The sequence below is a fragment of the Flindersiella endophytica genome (assembly GCF_054779015.1).
Window position 1 is genome coordinate 191,683 of record NZ_BAAGYY010000042.1, and the last position, 18,100, is coordinate 209,782.

Sequence of the window (18,100 nt, forward strand, 5' to 3'; positions counted from 1 at the left end):
TCCCGTCGAGTTACCGACACTGCGAACAGGCCGGGTCGCGTTCTTCCATTGCCCGGCAAGGGAGGGGAAACCATGCGTTTGCGCCATTTGTTCGCCTGCTCGATGATCGCCGCCTGCCTCGGCGCGCTCCTGCTGCCGCCCGCCGCGTCGGCCGCGCCGGACAAGGCGCTGCCGAGTCCGAACCTCGTTGTCAGCAAGGGCTCCGCGGCCCCGAAACGGGCCGCCGCTCCGTCGCCGGCGACGTTGCCGCCCGGCTATCCGATGTGGGTGCTGCAGCTGAACCTCTGCAACAGCGGACTGGCGGGCTGCTACGAGGACGGCCAGTCGATCCCCGAAGGGTACGACGTCATCACCAGCAAGCTGCCCGACGTCGTGACGCTGAACGAGGTGTGCCGGGCCGACGTGGAGGTCAGCCTGTTCCCGTCGATGGCAGAGATGTACCCCGCCGACTGGACGTTCTGGGCGTTCATGCCGGCGTTCAACCGGGCCACCAACGCGCCGTACCAGTGCGCCAACGGCGATCAGTACGGCATCGGCGTTCTCGGCCATGTACCGGCCGACCAGTGGACCGGCCTCGACGCGTTCGGCGACATCTATCCCGACCAGCGGGCCGACTCCAACGAGCTGCGCGCCTGGCTGTGCACGGCGGCGCTCGGCAACTACTACGCCTGCACCACCCACCTGGCCAGCGGCGCCGGCTCGGTCGCGCTGGCCCAGTGCGAGTACCTGATGAGCTCGGTCGTCCCGGCGGTCTGGGACTACGAGGGTGCCGTCCACCCGAGTGTCGTCGGCGGTGACCTCAACCTGAAGTACCAGGGCAGCCCTAACGTCCAGGACTGCGTGCCGGCCGGCTGGTACCGCAAGGGAGACGGCGACGTCCAGCACATCATGGCGACCAACGACCTGCCGTTCGGCTCCAGCGAGGAGATCGGCATGGACCACACCGACCACCCCGGCTGGCTGGTGCGCACCACCGTGTCGTAAGCCGTCGAAAGCTCAGCTGTCGAACAGAGTACGGACCGCGTGCCGCCAGGGGGCTCAACCGTCGAAGAGGTTCTCGCGATGGGCGAGGGCGGCCGCCTCCGTACGTGTGGTCACGCCGAGCTTGGTCAGGATGCGCGACACATGCACACCCGCGGTGTTGGCCGAGATGAACAGCTCCCCCGCGATCTGCCGGTTACTCCGCCCAGCCGCCAGCAACCGCAGCACCTCCAGCTCACGCGGCGTCAGGCCATGCTGCCGCCCCGCAGACACAGCCGACCCCGCATCCGGAGCCAACGTCAACCGAGCACGCGCCGCCAGCTGCTCGACCTCATACGCCAGCGGCACCGCCCCCAACCGGTCCGCGGTCTCCGCCGCCTCACCCAACTTCGCCCGGGCGGCCGAACGGTCACCGGCCTCCAGGTCCGCCCGCGCCGCCCGGACCAGCACTTCCGCCAGCCAGTAAGGCATCCTGATCTCCCGCCAGGCAGCCACGGCCGCCTCCCAGGCCGGCCGCACCTGGTCGCCCTCGCTCACCTCGGCGAGGTACTTCGACTGCCACGCCCGCTCCCACAGGGTCGCCGCGGGCGCCCGGCGGCTGACGGCGGCCAACTCCGACGCCAGCCGGTCCGCCTCGGCCCCGGCGTTCTCGTCTCGCCCCGCCTTGGCCAGCAACGCGAGCCGGATGTCGCATCCGATCCCGATCAGCTCCCAGGCCTGCTCGGTCCGGCCCATCAGCTCCGGATCGGCCAGCGCATGCCACAGCGCCTTCGCGGCTGCCGCCAGATCGCCTTCGGCGAGAGCCAACCGCAGCCGGGGCGCATGGTGACCTGCCTGCATCCGCCCGGTCTCGGGGTGCTCCTCGATGATCGCGGCGCACTCCTCGGCCGCCGCCGCGGCCGCGGTCAGGTCGCCGCGCGCGGTCGCCAGCTCGATCCGCCAGATCAGCAGGCTGCAGCGGTACAGCGGCGGTGGCGCCCAGGTCAGCGACTCCGCCAGCAGCTCGGCCAGCTCCTCCCACTCGCCGATCGCGAACAGGCAGACCGCCAGGTTGGCAGCCAGCATCGTTCCTCGCATGCTGGCCATGCCGACCCGCCTCGCCTGGACGACCGCCGGCCGGGTGATCACGGCGCCGCGTTCGTAGTCACCGACGAACATGCCCAGAACGGCGCTCTCGTACAGAATCGCCGTCAGCAGCTGGTCCGGGTTGCGGTAGCTCTGCGCCAGCTGCCGGGCCTCGGCGAGCAGGCCGAGTGCCTGCTCGTAGTCACCCGACGCGGCGATCGAGATGCTCAGCACGATCCGCGCGCGGTACCGCAGGCCAACGTCGTCCGTCTGCTCCGCGATCCGCCAGATCTCCTTGCCGAGATCCTGGGTGCCCTCGTAGTCGCCGGCGAGCAGCGCGAGGTGGGCCTGCTGCCCGATCAGCCGGCCTCTGGCGGGCAGGTCCGGGTCGTCCGGCAGGAGTCGCAGCGCGGCTTCGACATCCTCGCCGCCGCCTCCGCTGATCCGATGCTCGATCCGGCCGCGCAGCTCCAGCGCCTCGACCGCACGCATCGGTTCGGCTTCCGCGTCGATCTCGGCCAGCGCCGCCGTGGCCAGCTCGCGGCCGCGCTCGCCGTTGCCGCCGAACAGGCAGGCGTCGGCGGCGAGCACCAGCACGGTCGCCCGGTCGACGCCGAGCCGCACTTCGGCATCGCCCACCAGCGGCCACAGCTCCAGCACGCGCTCCAGCATCCGATGCTGTTCGTCGTACGCCAGCGAGCGTTGCGCCGACTCGGCGGCTTCCCAGGCCGCGACCAACGCTTGCCGGTGCGCACCTGCGGCGTACCAGTGGTTCGCTAGCTCGGCCGGCGCCCGGCCTTCGGGTACGAGAGCCGGGCTGGCCACCAGCGCTTCCGCGAACTCGGCGTGCAGCCGGGTCCGTTCGCCGGGCAGCAGGCCTTCGTAGACCGCCGACCGGATCAGCGCGTGCCGGAACGCGTAGCCGTCGCCCGCGGGCACCAGCAGCTGCCGGTCGACGATCGGGCGGAGCGCGTCGTCGACCACGTGGCCGTCGAGCCCGGTCACGGCCGGCAGCAGCGCGTGCCCGAACTGGCCGCCGGCGACCGAGGCCACGCGGAGCAGCTGCCTGCTCTGGTCAGGGATCACCCACAGCCCGCTGAGCAGCAGCTCGCGTACGGTCTCCGGGGTCGTCTCGCCGGCCTGGACCAGCGCCTCGACGAACAGCGGGTTGCCCTCGCTACGGTCGAGGATCCGGCCGACGAGCATCGGCTCCGGCCGGTCCTCCAGGATCCCGGCCAGCTGCCGCTCGACCTCCGCCCGGCCGAACCGAGCGGGTGCCAGCAGCCGGACCCGCGGCGCGCGGCTGAGCTCGGCGACCAGCGGGCGCAGCGGATGGGCGGCTTCCAGCGTCGATCGGTACGTGCCGAGCAGCAGCGCTCCCGGGCAGGTCAGGTTGTGGACCAGGAACACCAGCAGCTCACGGCTGGACGCGTCCGCCCAGTGCAGGTCCTCCAGGACGACGACCAGCGGACGGTCGGCGGCCGCTTGCTCCAGCAGCGTCAGGATCTCCTCGAACAACCGCGGCTTGCCGCCGTCCTCGCCGGTCAGGCCGTCCAGGGCGACGCCGGCGGTCAGCTCGGGCAGCCAGCGGGCGAGGCTCCGGACGCCTCCCGGCAGCATGGTGGCGACGCGCTCCGGGCCGAGGTCGCGGACGAGCCTGCGCGTCACGGCGACGAACGGTGCGTACGGCAGGCCGTCGGAGCCGAGCTCCAGGCAGCCACCCTCGACGATGCGCGGGCCCCGGTCGCGCACCCGCGTGCCGAACTCCGCGATCAGCCGGGACTTGCCGATTCCGGCCTCGCCGCCGATCAGCACGACCGAGGCGGCCTCGGCGGCATCCTCGTACGCTGCGGCAAGCTCGGCCAGCTCGGCCGCGCGGCCGACGAAGACTGGGCTGCTCACACGTCCGATCACCTGAGAATCATCACATCCGCGCCGAAGTAACGAGCTCCGCACCGCTGAATAACGAATCCGCGTGATGCGCCCGGCGGCTGGTTACCGCGAGCCTCGAAGGCATGGACACGCTGGCCATCCGCGACGAGACGACGTTCGCCCTCCTGGTCTCCCGGCACCGGCGGGAGCTCTGGTCGCACTGCTTCCGCCTGCTCGGCTCCTACGACGACTCGGAGGATCTGGTCCAGGAGACGCTGCTGCGAGCCTGGCGGGGCTGGCCGGCGTTCGAGAACCGCTCCACGTTCCGCAGCTGGCTGTACCAGATCGCGAACAACGCCTGGCGCAACGAACTGGTGTCGCGCAGCCGGCGGCCGCGGCTGCGTGGGTGGCCGCCGGCCATGGACCCCGCACTCCCCGCAGAGGTCCAGCCGGACGCGGCGACGTGCTCCAGGGCGGCAACCGAGGTACTGATGCTGCTGCTCGTCCGCCGGTTGCCCGCGCGGCAGCGAGTGGTGCTGATCCTGCGGGACGTGCTCGGCTGGTCGGCGAAGGAGACGGCGGCTTGGCTGCGCTGCAGCGTGCCGTCAGCCAACAGCCTGCTCCAGCGGGCGCGCCGGACGATGCGCGACCAGCTCGCGTCCGGTGCCGCCGACCAGCCCGGTCCGAGCCCGCAGGAACGTGCGCTGGTGCGGAGCTACCTCGCCTGGATCACAGGTACCGAAACCCCCCAAGGGTGTGAGTGAACCGTTCGGACCCGCGATACGTGGGAGTACTCGTCTGGCACGCAGGGATCCGACCTGGGGGTGTAGATGGGCACGAACGTCGACTACCTGGTTGTGGGCGCGGGTCCGGCCGGACTCCAGCTCGGCTACTTCCTCGACCGCGCCGGCCGCGACTACCTCGTCCTCGAGGCGGGCTCCGATGCCGGCACGTTCTTCAGGATGTACCCGAGACACCGGCAGATGATCTCGATCAACAAGCCGAACACGGGTTTCGACGACCCCGAGCTCAACCTGCGCTGGGACTGGAACTCCCTGCTCAGCGACGATCCCGAGCTCCGCTTCACCCGCTACACCGGGCTCTACTTCCCGCAGGCCGACGACTACATCCAGTACCTCAACGACTTCGCCGCCGCCCACACGCTGCGCATCCGCTACGACTCGAAGGTCGTCGACGTCGACCGGCCCGCGAACGCCGGAGGCGACTTCGTTGTCACCGACCACACCGGCCGGACATATCAGGCGAAACGCGTCATCGTCGCGACCGGCTTCACCGACCTGTACGTTCCGGCGATTCCCGGCATCGAGAGCTGTGAGCGCTACGACCAGATGCCGGTCGAGCCCGAAGGCTTCACCAACCAGCGCGTCCTGCTGATCGGCAAGGGAAACTCGGCGTTCGAGACCGCCGACAACCTGAACGAGAACGCCGCGGTCATCCACATCGCCGGCCCGAGCTCGCTGAAGTTCGCCTGGCGTACGCACTTCATCGGGCACCTGCGCGCCGTCAACAACAACTTCCTCGACACCTACCAGCTGAAGACGCAGAACTCCGTGCTCGACTGCACGATCGACCGGATCGAGCAGCGACCCGACGGCAGGTACGACGTGTCGGTCAGCTATCTGCGTCGCGACGACACCGCGCACTTCGTCTACGACCGCGTGATCGCCTGCACGGGATTCCGGATGGACGCGTCGATCTTCGGCGAGCGCTGCCGGCCCAACCTGACGATCCGCGACCGCTTCCCGGAGCTGACGCACGAGTGGGAGTCGGTGAACATCCCCGGCCTCTACTTCGCCGGCACGCTCACCCAGTCGCGCGACTTCAAGAAATACACCAGCGCGTTCATCCACGGCTTCCGCTACGGCATCCGCGCGCTGACGCACATCCTCGACGAGAAGTACGAGGACGTCCCGTGGCCGTACTGCGAGCTGCCCGTCGACGCCGAGACGCTGATGACCGCCGCACTCGCTCGGCTCAACCGCACGTCGGCACTGTGGCAACAGTTCCACTTCATGAGCGACCTGATCACGATCGACGGCGACCAGGCGCGTTACTACGAAGAGGTTCCGGTCCAGTACGTCCACGCCGGGCCGTTCCGGGAGGCGGCCGACTACTTCACGTTCACGCTGGAGTACGGCGAGGGCCACGACACGATCGACCCGTTCGACATCGCCGTGGGCCGGGCGTGGGAGGACGTGCACAAGCACGACGACCGCTATCTGCATCCGGTCGTCCGCCACTACCGTCGCGGTGAGCTGTTCGGCGTGCTGCGGCTGGCCGAGAACCTCGACAACGACTGGACGGATGAGGACGAGCACCGCCGGCCGCTGCGTGAGTTCATCGCCCGGCAGTTGGTCACCCAGGCGCCCACGACCGAGCCGGCGGCGGCCGCGCCCGCGTCAGCTCCGGTGTTCTGGAACGTGCGAGAGTTCGAGCCGGCGGCCAGGCAGGTGCTCAACCCGGTCCATTACGACTACTTCGCGGGTGGCGCGCAGGACGAGGTGACCGTACGCGCCAACGAGTCGGCGTTCGGCCGGCTCTCGCTGGTGCCTCGCGTGCTGCGTGGGGCGGGCGCCCCGGCGGTCGAGTCCACGGTGCTGGGCTGCGAGACCAGCGCGCCGATCCTGCTCTCCCCCACCGCGTTCCACAAGCTCGCGCACCCCGAAGGCGAGCTGGCCACCGCCCGCGCGGCCGCGGCGACCGGAACGATCCTGATCTCGGCGATGCTGTCGACGATCGCGATCGAGGACATCGCCGCCGAGGCCCGCAAGGTCGCCGACGACCCGCACCTGTGGTTCCAGCTCTACGTCCAGCGCGACCTCGCGTTCACCGAGGCCATCGTCCGGCGCGCGGAGTCGGCGGGCTGCAAAGCGTTCGTCGTGACGACCGACAGCGCGGCGCTCGGCCGCGCCGAACGGGGCGACCGTAACGACTTCCACGACCTGCCGCCGGACCTGAAGTGCGAGAACCTCCGGGTCGACGGCCGGGGCGGCCACGTCCGGCAGGTGGACCTCTCTCCGGAGATCTCGTGGCGGCACATCGACTGGCTGCGCGAGACGACGGACCGGCCGATCGTCCTGAAAGGTGTGCTGCACCCGGCTGACGCCAGGCTCGCAGTGGATCGCGGAGTCGACGCGATCCTGGTCTCCAACCACGGCGGGCGCCAGCTCGACACCGCACCCGCGACGATCGACCAGCTGCCGTTGATCGCCGAGGCGGTCAACGGCAGCCTCCCGCTTCTGCTGGACGGCGGGATCCGGCGTGGCACCGACGTCGTGAAGGCACTCGCGCTCGGGGCCGACGCCGTTGCGATCGGGCGGCCCGCGATCTGGGGCCTGGCCGCCAACGGGGAACGCGGCGTGACGCGCGTGCTGGACATCCTGAAGGCCGAGCTCGAGCACACGTTGGCGCTGTGCGGTGCCGGCTCGCCATCCGACGTCACGCCGGACCTGGTGCGGAACAACCCATGGTGAGCCGGTTGCCGCAGGCGGTGATCGGCCTGCGGACACGCATCTTCGCCGCCGTCAACGGACCGGAGGGGATCCCCATACCCGGGCCACTGGTCGGCGTCGACCAGTTCCGCGCGGTCTACGAACATCCGGCGGCCAACGGGCGTAGTGCGGGCGCCGGGCTGTCGGATCTCTTCTGGTACTGGCTGGCGCCGGGTCCGCAGGTGCACCAGGAGCACCTGGAAGCCGGGCCGCGCTACGACGAGGCCGCGCGGGCCACCCGGCGCTTCCTCGCCCGGCCCCGGCCGGACGTGGCGGAGCTGACCGAACGCGTCGCACGTTCGGTGCTCGACGAGCTCGATGTCCGCGACCTCCGGCTGGTCCGGCTGCGCGACCTGATGATGCCGATCTGGGCGGAAGTGTCGTACGAGCTGGTGTTCGGCGAACGCTGCCCGGCCCACGCGCGGGCGCTGATCGTCGCGAACGCCAACGACGTCATCACGGCGTTGAAGTGCTGCGGGCTGCGGCACCTGCGCAAACGGGACCGGCTGACGCGCTACCTGCGCTCGCGGCTCACGGACACCGTGCATCCCTTGCCTGGCTCGCTTTCGGCGGAAGAACAGGCGTGGTACTTGCAGGGCGCGTTCTTCAACACCGCGGTCGTACAGATGTCGGAGGCGATGACCCACCTCCTGCTGGCGCTCGCGCAGCACACCGCCGTGCAGGAGCGCTTCGCGGCGTCGGAGGTCAGCGGCGCGTACGCCGGCCACGTGATCGACGAGACGATGCGGTGCTTCCCGTTGTTCGGTGTCGCGCATCGCATCACCACAGACGACATCGTTGTCGACGCGCGTACGACCCTGCCCAGGGGATCCGTGCTGTGCTTCAACTATCCCGCGTACCACAGCGCTGGATTCAGCGAGCCGGAGCGCTTCGACCCGTCGCGTTGGGAGACCTTGTCGGCGCGCGACGCCCACCACATCCCCTTCGGGGTAACGGCGAACCGGCCCTGCCCGGCGCGAGGGGTGGCACCGTTGATGATGGAGATCGTGGCGCGCGAGGTGCTGCGCCGGTTCGAGCTCGCGTCGACGGCCGAGCACACCCGGTCGATCCCCAACCGGGGACCATGCCTGCTCGTGGCGCGTACGTGCCCGGTGAACGCGGGACGGCGCGGGCGGTTGCTGGCGTACCTGCGGATCCGCGATCGCTGGGAGGACGTCTGGCGCAGTGTCGTGCAGTTGGTGCTCGGGACGTACATGGTCATCGACGCTCGCCGGCAACGGCTGGCAGCTACGTACTTCGACCGGGAAGGGGTCGCATGGAGGTCATCGGAGTCGGTGTCGGCCGGACCGGAACGCTCTCGCTGAAGGCGGCGCTGGAGACGCTGGGCTTCGGGCCCTGTTTCCACGGCCGGCACGTGCTCGACCACAAGGACCGGCTGGCCCAGTGGGTCGCCGGCGCCGAGGGCGAGCCAGTCGACTGGAACGCCGTCTTCGAGGGATACGCGTCGAGCGTCGACTGGCCCGGTGCGGCGTTCTGGCGCGAGCTGGCCTCGTTCTATCCGGCTGCCAAGCTGATCCTGACCACCCGTGATCCCTCCCGCTGGTACGACAGCGTGCGCGGCACGATCTACCAGCTGTTCGGCGGTGGCACCGAGAGCGAGCTGGCGGAGGTCGCCCGGCAGAACATCCCGGGAATCATGACGATGCACGGGTTCCACCGGAAGCTGATCTGGGACGGCTTCTTCGGTGGCCGCTTCGACGATCGGGAGCACGCGATCCGGGCGTTCGAGCAGCACAACGCGGCGGTCCGAGCGGAGATCCCGCCGGAGCGGCTGCTGGTGTTCGAGCCGGGCGACGGCTGGGGGCCGCTGTGCGAGTTCCTCGGCGTCGACGTGCCGGACGAGGAGTTCCCGCACCTCAACGACCCGGCCGCGTTCTGGGGCAGGGTGCGAACGCGGCTGGCCGAGAGCGGTGTCTGACTGCCAGCTAGCCGGCCGCGGCGGCGGTGTTCTGCGTGACCAGCTTGTCGATCGCGGCACCGAGCATGGCCAGGCGTTCGGTCACCGCCGGGCCGTAGGTGCCTGACTTCGACGTGCGGTTCGGGTCGCCGGCCTGGCCGAGGTTGGTGAACACCACGACGATGTAGTTGCGTTCAGCCTTGCCCGGCAGCGATCGCACGATCCCCGCGTCACCCGCGGCGTCGGCGACCAGGCCGGTCTTGTGGGCGAACGTCACCTCGGCCTTGGCGTTGCAGGAGCGGATGTCGTCGCCGTAGTAGCGGCCGTTCACCTCCACCGTGCCGTCGTCCTTGTCGATCCAGCGATCGGGCACGCGCTGCGGAATCCCCTTCGCGGGATACGTTCGGCCGCAGTAGTTGGCGGTCGAGATCATCTGGTTCAGGCCCTGCTCGGACAGTTTCTGGTAGAAGAACTCCCGCGCCTGCTTGCCGAGCACCTCGTCGGCGACCACCGGCTTGCCGTTCGGCGCGGTCCACAACTTCCCGGGCGAGCCGTTGACGATCATCAGCAGTCGCGCGGTGTCGAGCGACGTCATCGTGATCTCGCGCCAGAGCCGACCGGTGCCGGCCTCCGTACCGTCCAACTGCATCGTCGTCAAGCCGAGCTTGCGGAAAGCGGAGTTGGTCGCACGGACCGCGCCGTGCAGCTGGATCAGCCGGATCATCGCGCAGGTCGCGTGGTTGTCGGAGACTGTGATCATCTTGTCGAACCAGTCGCGGATCCGCGCGGTCTCTCCCCCACCACCGCAGAAGCTCGTGCTGAACGTGGGACGGTAGGTGTAGCGCTCGTCGAGCGACACCTCGCCGCTGTCGACCAGGCGCATCACGCCGAAACCGACCACCAGCTTGAGGATCGAGGCTGGATACGGCGAGGTGAACGAGATGTTCGCGTCGCCGTCGCCGATGGTGTCGACCCGGGAGCTCTGCCCCCAGTCGCCCGCGAAGTGCTGCCAGTGCACGCCCTTCGCGGCGAGGTTTCCGTCGACCGGGACGACCTTGCCGCTGGGGTACTTGTCGTTCAGCAGCACGTTGGCCGCGGCGACCGGGCGGCCCTGCTTGTCGAGCTGGATGACGGCGGTGTCGACAGCCGGCAGGTCGGACTTGGAGAAGCTGTTGACCTTGTCGAAACGGGTCTCGTCGACGGCCTTCTGCAGCCCCTTGGTGAGCTGTTCGCGTAACTGGGCCTTGGAAGGCGGGGCCTTGGCCGGCGTGGGACTCGGCGACGGAGTCCGCGCCTCGGACGTCGCCTCGATGCTCGCCCGCCCTGGGTCCTCTGCTTTCGGCGGGTTCTCCGATCCGCTGCCGGTCTGCGGCTGCTGGCAGGCCGAAACCGCGAGCAACAAGGCCATCCCGAACGCCATCGCCATCCGTCTCACCGAGCGATCATCCCATGCCTGCCCGGCCGGCCACCCTCAACCCATGCGGCCCGTCCTACGCGCGCAGGGCGGCCCACATCAGCTCGAGCAGCCGGTCCGTCGCACCGGTGTCGCCAGGCACCTGTTCCGCCGCCCATGCCACGGCGTGCGCGAGCAGGAACACGTCCGGACCTCTGACCTCAGCGCGTACCAGCCCTGCTTGCTTGGCGCGCTCGAACAGCTGCGTCGCCGCCTCCCGCATCGCGTGGCAGGACGCGTAGAGCTCCGACTCCGGATCGTTCAACGTCGACACCAGCTGGCCGGTGAGCCCGCGATAGGTGTTGGCGTTCTCGACGAGCGCGTGCAGCCAGGTCAGCATCGCCTGGTCGGGTGGATCCGTCGCCAGGAGTTTCTGGGCGAGCTCGCACAGGCCGTCGAACCGGTCGCGGAGCAGTGCGTCGAGCAGTGCCTCGCGGGTCGGGAAGTGCCGGTAGAGCGTGCCGATGCCGACGCCCGCGCGCCGGGCGATCTCCTCCAGCGACGCGTCGGCGCCCTGCTCGGTGAACGTCGACCTGGCCTCGGCCAGCAGCCGTTCGTAGTTCCGGCGCGCGTCCGCCCGCATCGGACGGGGTTCGCCTGACGTATGTGTCTGCTCACGCAAAGAAACTCCCGGACCTCTCTTGCAAATCGGAGGGGTCCTCCGTATGGTTGCCGGCGTAACCGGAGGACACCTCAGCTTATCTCGCCGAAGGGCATCCCCAATGACCCCCGTACGACCATCGCTCGGCCGGCTCGGCATCTGGACGTTCGCGTTCGACGGCTTGCCGCACGGCCGGCTCACCGAAACGGCGGCCGAGCTCGACGAGCTCGGCTACGGCACGATCTGGTTCGGTGAGGCGTTCGGCCGCGACGCCCTCACTCAGGCAGCCTTCCTGCTGGCGGCCACCCGGCGCACGGTGGTGGCGACCGGGATCGCGAACATCTTCCTGCGCACGGCGTTCTCGCTGGCCGCCGCGGAGCGCTCGCTGGCCGAGGCGTATCCAGGCCGGTTCGTCCTCGGCCTCGGCGGGCACCGGACGCGAACCCAGCCCGTGTCGCCGGGCTTCGAGCACCTGGCCAGGCCCGGCTCCAAGGGCCCGCTGACCGACATGCGCGCCTATCTCGACGCGATGGACTCGGCCGCCCTGCAGGGCGTCGCGCCCGCGCCGGCCTCGCCGTCGCCTCGAGTGCTGGCGGCGCTGGGCCCGAAACTGCTGGATCTGGCGGCCTCACGGACGTGGGGCGCGCACCCGTACTTCGTTCCGGTCGAGCACACCGCGCGTGCCCGCGCGCAACTGGGCGCGGGTCCGCTGCTGGCGGTCGAGCAGGCCGTCGTGCTGTCGTCCGATCCGACCGAGGTGCGAGAGGTGGCCCGGCAGCACGTCGGCGGCTACCTCGGCCTGGCCGAGCACCAGACCAACAACCTGCGCCGGCTCGGCTTCGGCGACGCCGACCTGACCGCAGGCGGAAGCGACCGGCTCGTCGACGCCATCGTGGCCGGCGGCGATCTCGGCGCGATCGTCAAGCGCGTGCGCGAGCACCTCGACGCGGGCGCCGACCACGTGTGCGTACAGGTCCTCACCACCGATCCCGGACGGGTGCCGCTCGCGGAGTGGCGGGAAATCGCGACGATTCAAGGAGAACTGGCATGACATCGCCCGTCGACGTCGTTGAGGCGACGCGGAACCAACTCGGCAGGATCGGCGTGTGGCTGTTCGGACTGCAGACACCGCTCGACGTGCTGGGCGAGCAGGTCGTCCGGCTCGACCGGCTGGGCTACGGATCGGTCTGGATCGGCGAGGGCGTCGGCGGCAAGGAGGCGTTCGCCAAGAGCGCCGTCCTGCTCGCGGCGACCTCACGAATCGTCGTGGGCACGGGAATCGCCAACGTCAACTCGAGGCACGGCGCCACCATGCAGGCCGGCGGCGCGACACTGGCCGACGCGTACCCAGGCCGGTTCGTGCTGGGCGTCGGGATCGGGCACGCGTTCCAGGCCGAGCAGGTCGGCAAGCAGTGGCGGCCGCTGGAGCACCTGCGGGAACACTTCGAGCAGATGGACACCGAGGCGGCGACCAACCCGCCGCCCGTGCCGTTTCCACGCATCGTCGCGTCGCTGGGACCGAAGATGCTCGAGCTGACCCGCGAACGTGCGGACGGCACGCACCCGTTCATGTCGCCGGTCGCGCACACGGCGTTCGCGCGCGAGGTGCTGGGGCCGGACAAGCTCGTGATCCCGCAGCAGGCGGTCGTCCTGGAGTCCGACGCCGGGCGAGCGCGGGAGATCGCCCGCAACGCCGTCGGCATGGCGATCACGATGCCGAGGTCCCCGTACTTCAAGAACATGCTCCGCTTCGGCTACACCGCCGACGACCTCGGGCAAGCCCGCGACAACGTGATCGACGCCCTCGTCGCCTGCGGTGACGAGGGCGCGATCGCCAACCGCGTCCAGGCGCAACTCGCCGCCGGCGCCGACCACGTCCTCGTCAGCCCGGCGACCGAGAACTCCAGCGTCGCGGAGGCGGTCGACCAGCTCGAACGCCTCGCGCCCGCCCTGCTGAGCTGATTTGGGCGCGCGCGTCCGCGCTGCGGTGATCGGGGATCGGGGATCGGGCAAGATGAGCGGTTGTGAGTACGTGTCCACGGGAGAGCCGCAGGCTCGAGCAGGCCTTCTACCTGGCGCCGGCGGTCGAGGTGGTGCGCGCCTTCCTGGGGAAGATGCTGGTGCACCAGACGGAGCTGGGCCGGGTTTCCGGCGTGATCTGTGACGTGGAGGCCTACCCGGCCTTCGCCGACGGCGTGCATCACGGCAACAAGCGCACCTCGCGCAGTGAGGTGATGTGGCAGACCGGTGGGCGGGCGTACGTCTACCTGATCTACGGGATGTGGCACCAGTTCGCCGCGGTGGTGAACCTGGAGGGCATACCGGACGTCGTCTTCGTCCGCGGTGTCGTACCGCTGGAGGGCGTGGACGTGATGGCCTCCCAGTGGGACCAGCCGAGGCCGGCGAACACCCTGGCCAACTCCCCCGGCAAGCTGTGCAAGTCGTTCCAGATCACCCGAGATCAGTACGGCACCGACCTGTGCGGCGACGAGCTGTTCCTGGAGGACCACGGCGTACGCGTCGCGGCGCAGCAGATCCGAACCGCCGAGCGAGTCGGGATCAACAAAGCCCGTGCAGGCTCCGACCGGCCGTGGCGCTTCTTCGTCAAGCCGGCGGCGATGGCGGACCTGATGCGCGCGGCCGGTTGCGAGCACACCTCGTAGCCCCGGCCTGGCGCCCCAATCGGAGCCGATGCGGCACAGGAGGTGGGGCCGAGATCGGGGTGCGCTGGAGTTCCGTGCTTCGGAGGAGTGCGATCGGCGAAGGCCTGGTGTCATCGAGTGCATCGGGCGTTGGGTGGCGCGGCGGTAGCGAAATTGCCGGCAGGTCAGCCGCGGCGGTTGGCCAGGCGTTCGCCTGAGATGGGGGTGCCGGGCAGGGGTGGGGCGTCGGTGGCGCGGAGGCCGGCGAGCATCAGTTCCAGGTAGCGGCTGGGCAGCAGGTCGACCATCGGTCCTGGGAGGTCGGGCAGCAGGCCGGTCAGCTGGGTGATCAGCAGCATGATGTCGCCCGGCCCGACGTCGGCACGCAGGACGCCCGCGGCTTGTGCGCCCGACACCATGCGGCCCAGCAGGTCCATCAGTTCGGCTCGTTCGCCCGCCAGTTCCGGGTCCTGGCGGATCGCGTCGTGGAGGCGGGGGTCGAGGCCGGTCTGGAGGGATCCCGGACGGAGTTCCGCGCAGCCGCGGACGTACCGGACCAGCGCGTCCCACGGGTCGGACGATGCCTCCCACGCGGTTCGCGCCAGCGAGGCCAGTCGGCGCATCGCCTCCACCGCGACCGCGTAGATCAGGGCGTCCCGATCCGGGAAGCGGCGGTACAACGTGCCGACCCCCACGCCCGCCCGGCGTGCGACCTCTTCCATCGGCGCGTTGATGCCCTGCTCGGCGAACAGTGTCAGCGCCGCCTCGATGATCTGCCCTCGGTTGCGCTGGGCATCGGCCCGCAGTGGGCGTTCCAAAAGAAACCTCCGCGATAAGTGGACGTTTTTCGTCCGCTTACTGTACGGTCACTGAGTAACCGGAGCTTATTCTTCCACTTACCCAGGAGACCTCCCATGCGACTCTCACTTCTACTGGACGAGCGCGGCCAGTCGCTCGACGACCTCGTTGCGAAGACGCGCGCCGCGGCCGAAGCCGGCCTCACCGGCGTCTGGATGGGCGACCACCTGAGTTGGGACGCGCTGACCACGCTCGCCGCACTCGGGCAGGCCGTGCCCGGCATCGAGCTCGGCACGTCGGTCGTGACGACGTACCCCCATCACCCGCTGACACTCGCCGCCCGCGCGCTGACCGTCCAGGCGCTCACCGGCAACCGCCTGACGCTCGGCATCGGCGCCAGCCACCAGCTGTTGGTCGAAGGCCACTTCGGCTACTCCTACGACAAGCCCGCGCGGCACATCAGGGAGTACGTCAAGGTTCTGCAACCGGCACTGCACGGCGAGGCGGTCGTGTACGAAGGTCAGACGTTGAAGGCGAACGGCACGGTCGCGGTGCCCGGCGCCACCGCCCCGCCGTTGCTGATCGCCGCGCACGGGCCGCACATGCTGCGCATCGCCGGCGAGCAGGCCGACGGCATCCAGACGGCATGGACCGGCCCGCGCACGCTCGCGGAGTACGTCGTCCCCAGCATCACCAAGGCCGCCGCCGGCCGCCCGGCGCCGAGGATCCTCACCGGCCTCCCCATCGCCGTGACCGACAACCCCGGCGGCGTACGTGACAAGGTGAACAACGCGTACGGAATGGCCGCGCAGCTCCCGAGCTACCGCGGCGTTCTCGAACGCGAAGGCCTCACCGAGGTCGTCGACGTCTGCCTGATCGGCGACGAAGCCACTGTGGAACAGGGCCTTCGCCGCCTGTTCGACGCCGGCGCCACCGACGTCGCCGCCGGGCTGGTCGGCTCGGCGGCAGACCAGCGGCGCACGCTGGACCTGCTCGCGACGTTGGCTAAGTGACGACCTTGGACCTGGACAGGAAGCCGGCCAGCTCGGCCATGATCGCGGCCTGGGCGACGTAGTCCAGCGAGCCGTACTTCCACGGATAGAGCTGGCCGGCCTTGACCGCGGGCAACTCCGCGAACGTCGGCTGCTTCGAAAGGCCCGCCGGGCCCATGGCGCGCAGCGAGTAGAGGATGACGTCAGCTGGATACTTGTCGACCTGCTCCCAGCTGATCTTCTCCCAGTAGTAGTCCTTGCCGCCCGGCTTCACGAAGTCGACGCCGAGGCTCTGGTAGTACAGCATCCGCGGCTCGTCCGGCGCCTTGGCGAGGTAGATCTCGTTGGCGTACGCCGCGAGGCACATCACCTTCAGGTTCTTGTTGCCCGCCGCCCTCAGCGCCTGACCGGCCTGCTCGAAGTCGCGCTTCGACTTCGTGACGTGCGCACCCGCGAGGTCGACGCCGAGCGCGGCGGCGAGCTTGGCGGTCTCGTTCAGTACGTCGAGCGCCGACCCGACCACCGGGATCGCCACGACCGGGGCGATCGCGCGTACCTGCTTCAGCTGTGCCTCGTCCTTGAAGCCGTACAGCAGGGTCTTCGGATCCTTGGAGTAGACCGACGTCACGATCAGCTCCGGGCGGGCCTCGGCGAGCTTCTCGAGGTTGATCTCGCCGTACGTGCCGCCGACCTCGGCGACCTTGGTGAGGTCCATGCCCTCGAACTGTGCGTCCTTCGACATCGCGGTCCAGCCGAACCCGGCGACCGGCGTGATGCCGAAGTTCCACAACGCCGCGACGATGTCGGTCAAGCCGGCGATCCGACTCGGGCGCTGGTCGAGCTTCACCGTCCGCCCGAGCCCGTCGGTGAAGCTCCACGGCCCGGCCGGCTCAGCCGACGTGGCCGAACCACCAGATTTCTCCGACGGCTCGGACCCGCTCGCGCCGCATCCGGCGAGCACTAGGCCGGCGCCGGCAGCAGCCGCCAGCAACCCGCGACGACTCAGGGCCGGGCCAGGATGAGCGGCAGGACTCAGGTTCCAGTGAGTGTTCTTCCAAGGCACGAGACAAGGCTAGCCTTACCTAACTATGGCTCGCAGCATCGGGTGCCCGATTCGCACCATCTCCTGTGCCGCATCGGCTCCGAGCTGCCCGCACGGCCAACCGTCGCGGCTGACCTGCCGGCTACTTCGCTACCGCCGCGCCACCCAACGCCCGATGCACTCGATGACTGCAGGCCTTCGCACATTTCGCCGCGACTATGCGCATCACCGGTGATCACGCATCGAACTGGTCTCCCGCTCCCCTACAACTCTTCGGCGCGCCCGGGTGCGAGCACCTCTTCTGCTGCGATCCCCGACTGCAACGCATTCGCAGTGGAGACAAATCTGTCTTTGTCAGCGAAGCCGGGACGAGGAGAGGATCGAAGCAAGGTGAGCCACGACCATGACCCAGGTAACTGCTGCCAAGCCGGCAACGACAGCTCGCGTGGGCGTGCCGCTGTGCGTCAGCGTGTCTGCGAACGCCGCGACAAGCAGTACCAGGGATGCCTCGATACCGTTGGTGAGGCGGTGAACCTTGAGCGCAGAGGCTAGCCGGCGGGCGATGGCGATGCCCTGCGATCGAGGGCGGGCGGCTTCATCGTCGGCGGGTGCCAGTCCACGGCGCGCACGGGCCACGTCGACCAGGTCGGTCGATGCTTTGAGCAGTACGACGCCCAGTGCGGCTGCCAGGCCGATCGAGACCCAGATGTTGCCTCCGGTCTGGGCGGCTCGGAAGCCGGCTCCGGCCATGAGAGCGGCGTCAGCCAGGTAGGCGCCGAGCCGATCGACATAGATGCCAGTGGCGCTGTTCTGGCCCCTCCACCGCGCGACCTCACCGTCTGCGCAGTCGAACAGCAGGAACAGCTGAAAGAGCAAGGCGGCCAGGACCGCACCGATCAATCCCGGAATGAGCAAGACGCCGCCCGCGCCGATACCGCAGAGAACCATGGTCCAGGTCAGCGTGTCCGGAGAGACTCGGGTGCGCACCAGTTGTCGGGTCATGCGCAAAGAGATGCCCCGCATGTAGAGCCGACCCGCCCAATGCTCGCCGTTACGGCTCTGCAGCTTGGCGGCTGGCTGACAGACTTCACGCAGCTCCGCCAGGCCCGGAGCAGCAACCATGATCGACTCCCTCCAGCTGCCTTCGTCGCTCGTTGAGGCTGGATATCAGTCTCACGACAGTCGTACAGGCTAGAGGACGCGCTCCCGGGCCTCGGTGCCTCC

The 18,100-nt window shown here is 69.6% G+C and carries 15 protein-coding genes; 9 read left to right on the forward strand and 6 right to left on the reverse strand.

Annotated features, from left to right (window positions below; translation table 11 throughout):
- Positions 1–72: 72 nt before the first annotated feature.
- Positions 73–984, forward strand: coding sequence for a hypothetical protein (locus ACYVF6_RS43050; RefSeq protein ID WP_460531801.1), 912 nt, complete (start codon positions 73–75; stop codon positions 982–984).
- 54 nt (positions 985–1,038) lie between these two features.
- Here the strand turns inward: ACYVF6_RS43050 and ACYVF6_RS43055 are convergent, their stop codons facing one another.
- Entirely contained in the window at positions 1,039–3,948 is a 2,910-nt protein-coding gene (locus tag ACYVF6_RS43055; RefSeq protein ID WP_460531804.1) for a helix-turn-helix transcriptional regulator, read from the reverse strand.
- 113 nt (positions 3,949–4,061) lie between these two features.
- Here ACYVF6_RS43055 and ACYVF6_RS43060 point away from each other — a divergent pair, with 113 nt between their 5' ends.
- The 4 genes from ACYVF6_RS43060 (at position 4,062) to ACYVF6_RS43075 (ending at position 9,369) form a co-directional block, all read left to right on the forward strand.
- Positions 4,062–4,682 carry a sigma-70 family RNA polymerase sigma factor family protein gene (locus ACYVF6_RS43060; RefSeq protein WP_460531807.1) on the forward strand — a complete coding sequence of 207 codons (621 nt, stop codon included), beginning with the start codon at positions 4,062–4,064 and terminating at the stop codon, positions 4,680–4,682.
- Between the two features lie 66 nt (positions 4,683–4,748).
- Positions 4,749–7,412, forward strand: coding sequence for an alpha-hydroxy-acid oxidizing protein (locus ACYVF6_RS43065; protein WP_460531810.1), 2,664 nt, complete (start codon positions 4,749–4,751; stop codon positions 7,410–7,412).
- On the forward strand, positions 7,406–8,755 hold the full coding sequence (locus tag ACYVF6_RS43070) for a cytochrome P450 (RefSeq protein WP_460531813.1): 1,350 nt from the start codon (positions 7,406–7,408) through the stop codon (positions 8,753–8,755). The genes ACYVF6_RS43065 and ACYVF6_RS43070 overlap by 7 nt, the downstream gene beginning before the upstream one ends.
- Positions 8,707–9,369 carry a sulfotransferase family protein gene (locus ACYVF6_RS43075; protein WP_460531816.1) on the forward strand — a complete coding sequence of 221 codons (663 nt, stop codon included), beginning with the start codon at positions 8,707–8,709 and terminating at the stop codon, positions 9,367–9,369. Before ACYVF6_RS43070 ends, ACYVF6_RS43075 begins: the two co-directional genes overlap by 49 nt.
- Before the next feature lie 7 nt (positions 9,370–9,376).
- Here ACYVF6_RS43075 and ACYVF6_RS43080 read toward each other — a convergent pair whose 3' ends face one another.
- Together ACYVF6_RS43080 and ACYVF6_RS43085 are read right to left on the reverse strand one after the other, a co-directional pair.
- Positions 9,377–10,774, reverse strand: a complete 1,398-nt coding sequence (locus tag ACYVF6_RS43080) for a serine hydrolase (protein ID WP_460531898.1) — start codon at positions 10,772–10,774, stop codon at positions 9,377–9,379.
- A 64-nt stretch (positions 10,775–10,838) separates the two neighbouring features.
- On the reverse strand, positions 10,839–11,384 hold the full coding sequence (locus ACYVF6_RS43085) for a TetR/AcrR family transcriptional regulator (protein ID WP_460531818.1): 546 nt from the start codon (positions 11,382–11,384) through the stop codon (positions 10,839–10,841).
- Between the two features lie 139 nt (positions 11,385–11,523).
- Here ACYVF6_RS43085 and ACYVF6_RS43090 point away from each other — a divergent pair, with 139 nt between their 5' ends.
- The 3 genes from ACYVF6_RS43090 (at position 11,524) to ACYVF6_RS43100 (ending at position 14,065) form a co-directional block, all read left to right on the forward strand.
- Positions 11,524–12,453 carry an LLM class oxidoreductase gene (locus tag ACYVF6_RS43090; RefSeq protein WP_460531821.1) on the forward strand — a complete coding sequence of 310 codons (930 nt, stop codon included), beginning with the start codon at positions 11,524–11,526 and terminating at the stop codon, positions 12,451–12,453.
- On the forward strand, positions 12,450–13,364 hold the full coding sequence (locus ACYVF6_RS43095; protein WP_460531824.1) for an LLM class oxidoreductase: 915 nt from the start codon (positions 12,450–12,452) through the stop codon (positions 13,362–13,364). Before ACYVF6_RS43090 ends, ACYVF6_RS43095 begins: the two co-directional genes overlap by 4 nt.
- 62 nt (positions 13,365–13,426) lie before the next feature.
- Positions 13,427–14,065, forward strand: a complete 639-nt coding sequence (locus ACYVF6_RS43100) for a DNA-3-methyladenine glycosylase (protein WP_460531827.1) — start codon at positions 13,427–13,429, stop codon at positions 14,063–14,065.
- A 164-nt stretch (positions 14,066–14,229) separates the two neighbouring features.
- Here the strand turns inward: ACYVF6_RS43100 and ACYVF6_RS43105 are convergent, their stop codons facing one another.
- Positions 14,230–14,862, reverse strand: a complete 633-nt coding sequence (locus ACYVF6_RS43105) for a TetR/AcrR family transcriptional regulator (protein WP_460531830.1) — start codon at positions 14,860–14,862, stop codon at positions 14,230–14,232.
- Between the two features lie 96 nt (positions 14,863–14,958).
- Here ACYVF6_RS43105 and ACYVF6_RS43110 point away from each other — a divergent pair, with 96 nt between their 5' ends.
- Positions 14,959–15,855 carry an LLM class oxidoreductase gene (locus tag ACYVF6_RS43110; RefSeq protein WP_460531833.1) on the forward strand — a complete coding sequence of 299 codons (897 nt, stop codon included), beginning with the start codon at positions 14,959–14,961 and terminating at the stop codon, positions 15,853–15,855.
- Here the strand turns inward: ACYVF6_RS43110 and ACYVF6_RS43115 are convergent.
- Together ACYVF6_RS43115 and ACYVF6_RS43120 are read right to left on the reverse strand one after the other, a co-directional pair.
- A complete protein-coding gene (locus tag ACYVF6_RS43115; protein WP_460531837.1) occupies positions 15,848–16,897 on the reverse strand; it encodes an ABC transporter substrate-binding protein in 1,050 nt (349 codons plus the stop codon). The genes ACYVF6_RS43110 and ACYVF6_RS43115 overlap by 8 nt on opposite strands.
- Positions 16,898–17,230: 333 nt before the next feature.
- Positions 17,231–17,998, reverse strand: a complete 768-nt coding sequence (locus ACYVF6_RS43120) for a CDP-alcohol phosphatidyltransferase family protein (RefSeq protein ID WP_460531840.1) — start codon at positions 17,996–17,998, stop codon at positions 17,231–17,233.
- Between the last annotated feature and the right edge of the window lie 102 nt (positions 17,999–18,100).

Coding starts and splice junctions, on each gene's coding strand:
- ACYVF6_RS43050 (WP_460531801.1), top strand. CDS start 73: ATGCGTTTGCGCCATTTGTTCGCCTGCTCGATGATCGCCGCCTGCCTC.
- ACYVF6_RS43060 (WP_460531807.1), top strand. CDS start 4,062: ATGGACACGCTGGCCATCCGCGACGAGACGACGTTCGCCCTCCTGGTC.
- ACYVF6_RS43065 (WP_460531810.1), top strand. CDS start 4,749: ATGGGCACGAACGTCGACTACCTGGTTGTGGGCGCGGGTCCGGCCGGA.
- ACYVF6_RS43070 (WP_460531813.1), top strand. CDS start 7,406: ATGGTGAGCCGGTTGCCGCAGGCGGTGATCGGCCTGCGGACACGCATC.
- ACYVF6_RS43075 (WP_460531816.1), top strand. CDS start 8,707: ATGGAGGTCATCGGAGTCGGTGTCGGCCGGACCGGAACGCTCTCGCTG.
- ACYVF6_RS43080 (WP_460531898.1), bottom strand. CDS start 10,774: ATGGCGATGGCGTTCGGGATGGCCTTGTTGCTCGCGGTTTCGGCCTGC.
- ACYVF6_RS43085 (WP_460531818.1), bottom strand. CDS start 11,384: ATGCGGGCGGACGCGCGCCGGAACTACGAACGGCTGCTGGCCGAGGCC.
- ACYVF6_RS43090 (WP_460531821.1), top strand. CDS start 11,524: ATGACCCCCGTACGACCATCGCTCGGCCGGCTCGGCATCTGGACGTTC.
- ACYVF6_RS43095 (WP_460531824.1), top strand. CDS start 12,450: ATGACATCGCCCGTCGACGTCGTTGAGGCGACGCGGAACCAACTCGGC.
- ACYVF6_RS43110 (WP_460531833.1), top strand. CDS start 14,959: ATGCGACTCTCACTTCTACTGGACGAGCGCGGCCAGTCGCTCGACGAC.
- ACYVF6_RS43120 (WP_460531840.1), bottom strand. CDS start 17,998: ATGGTTGCTGCTCCGGGCCTGGCGGAGCTGCGTGAAGTCTGTCAGCCA.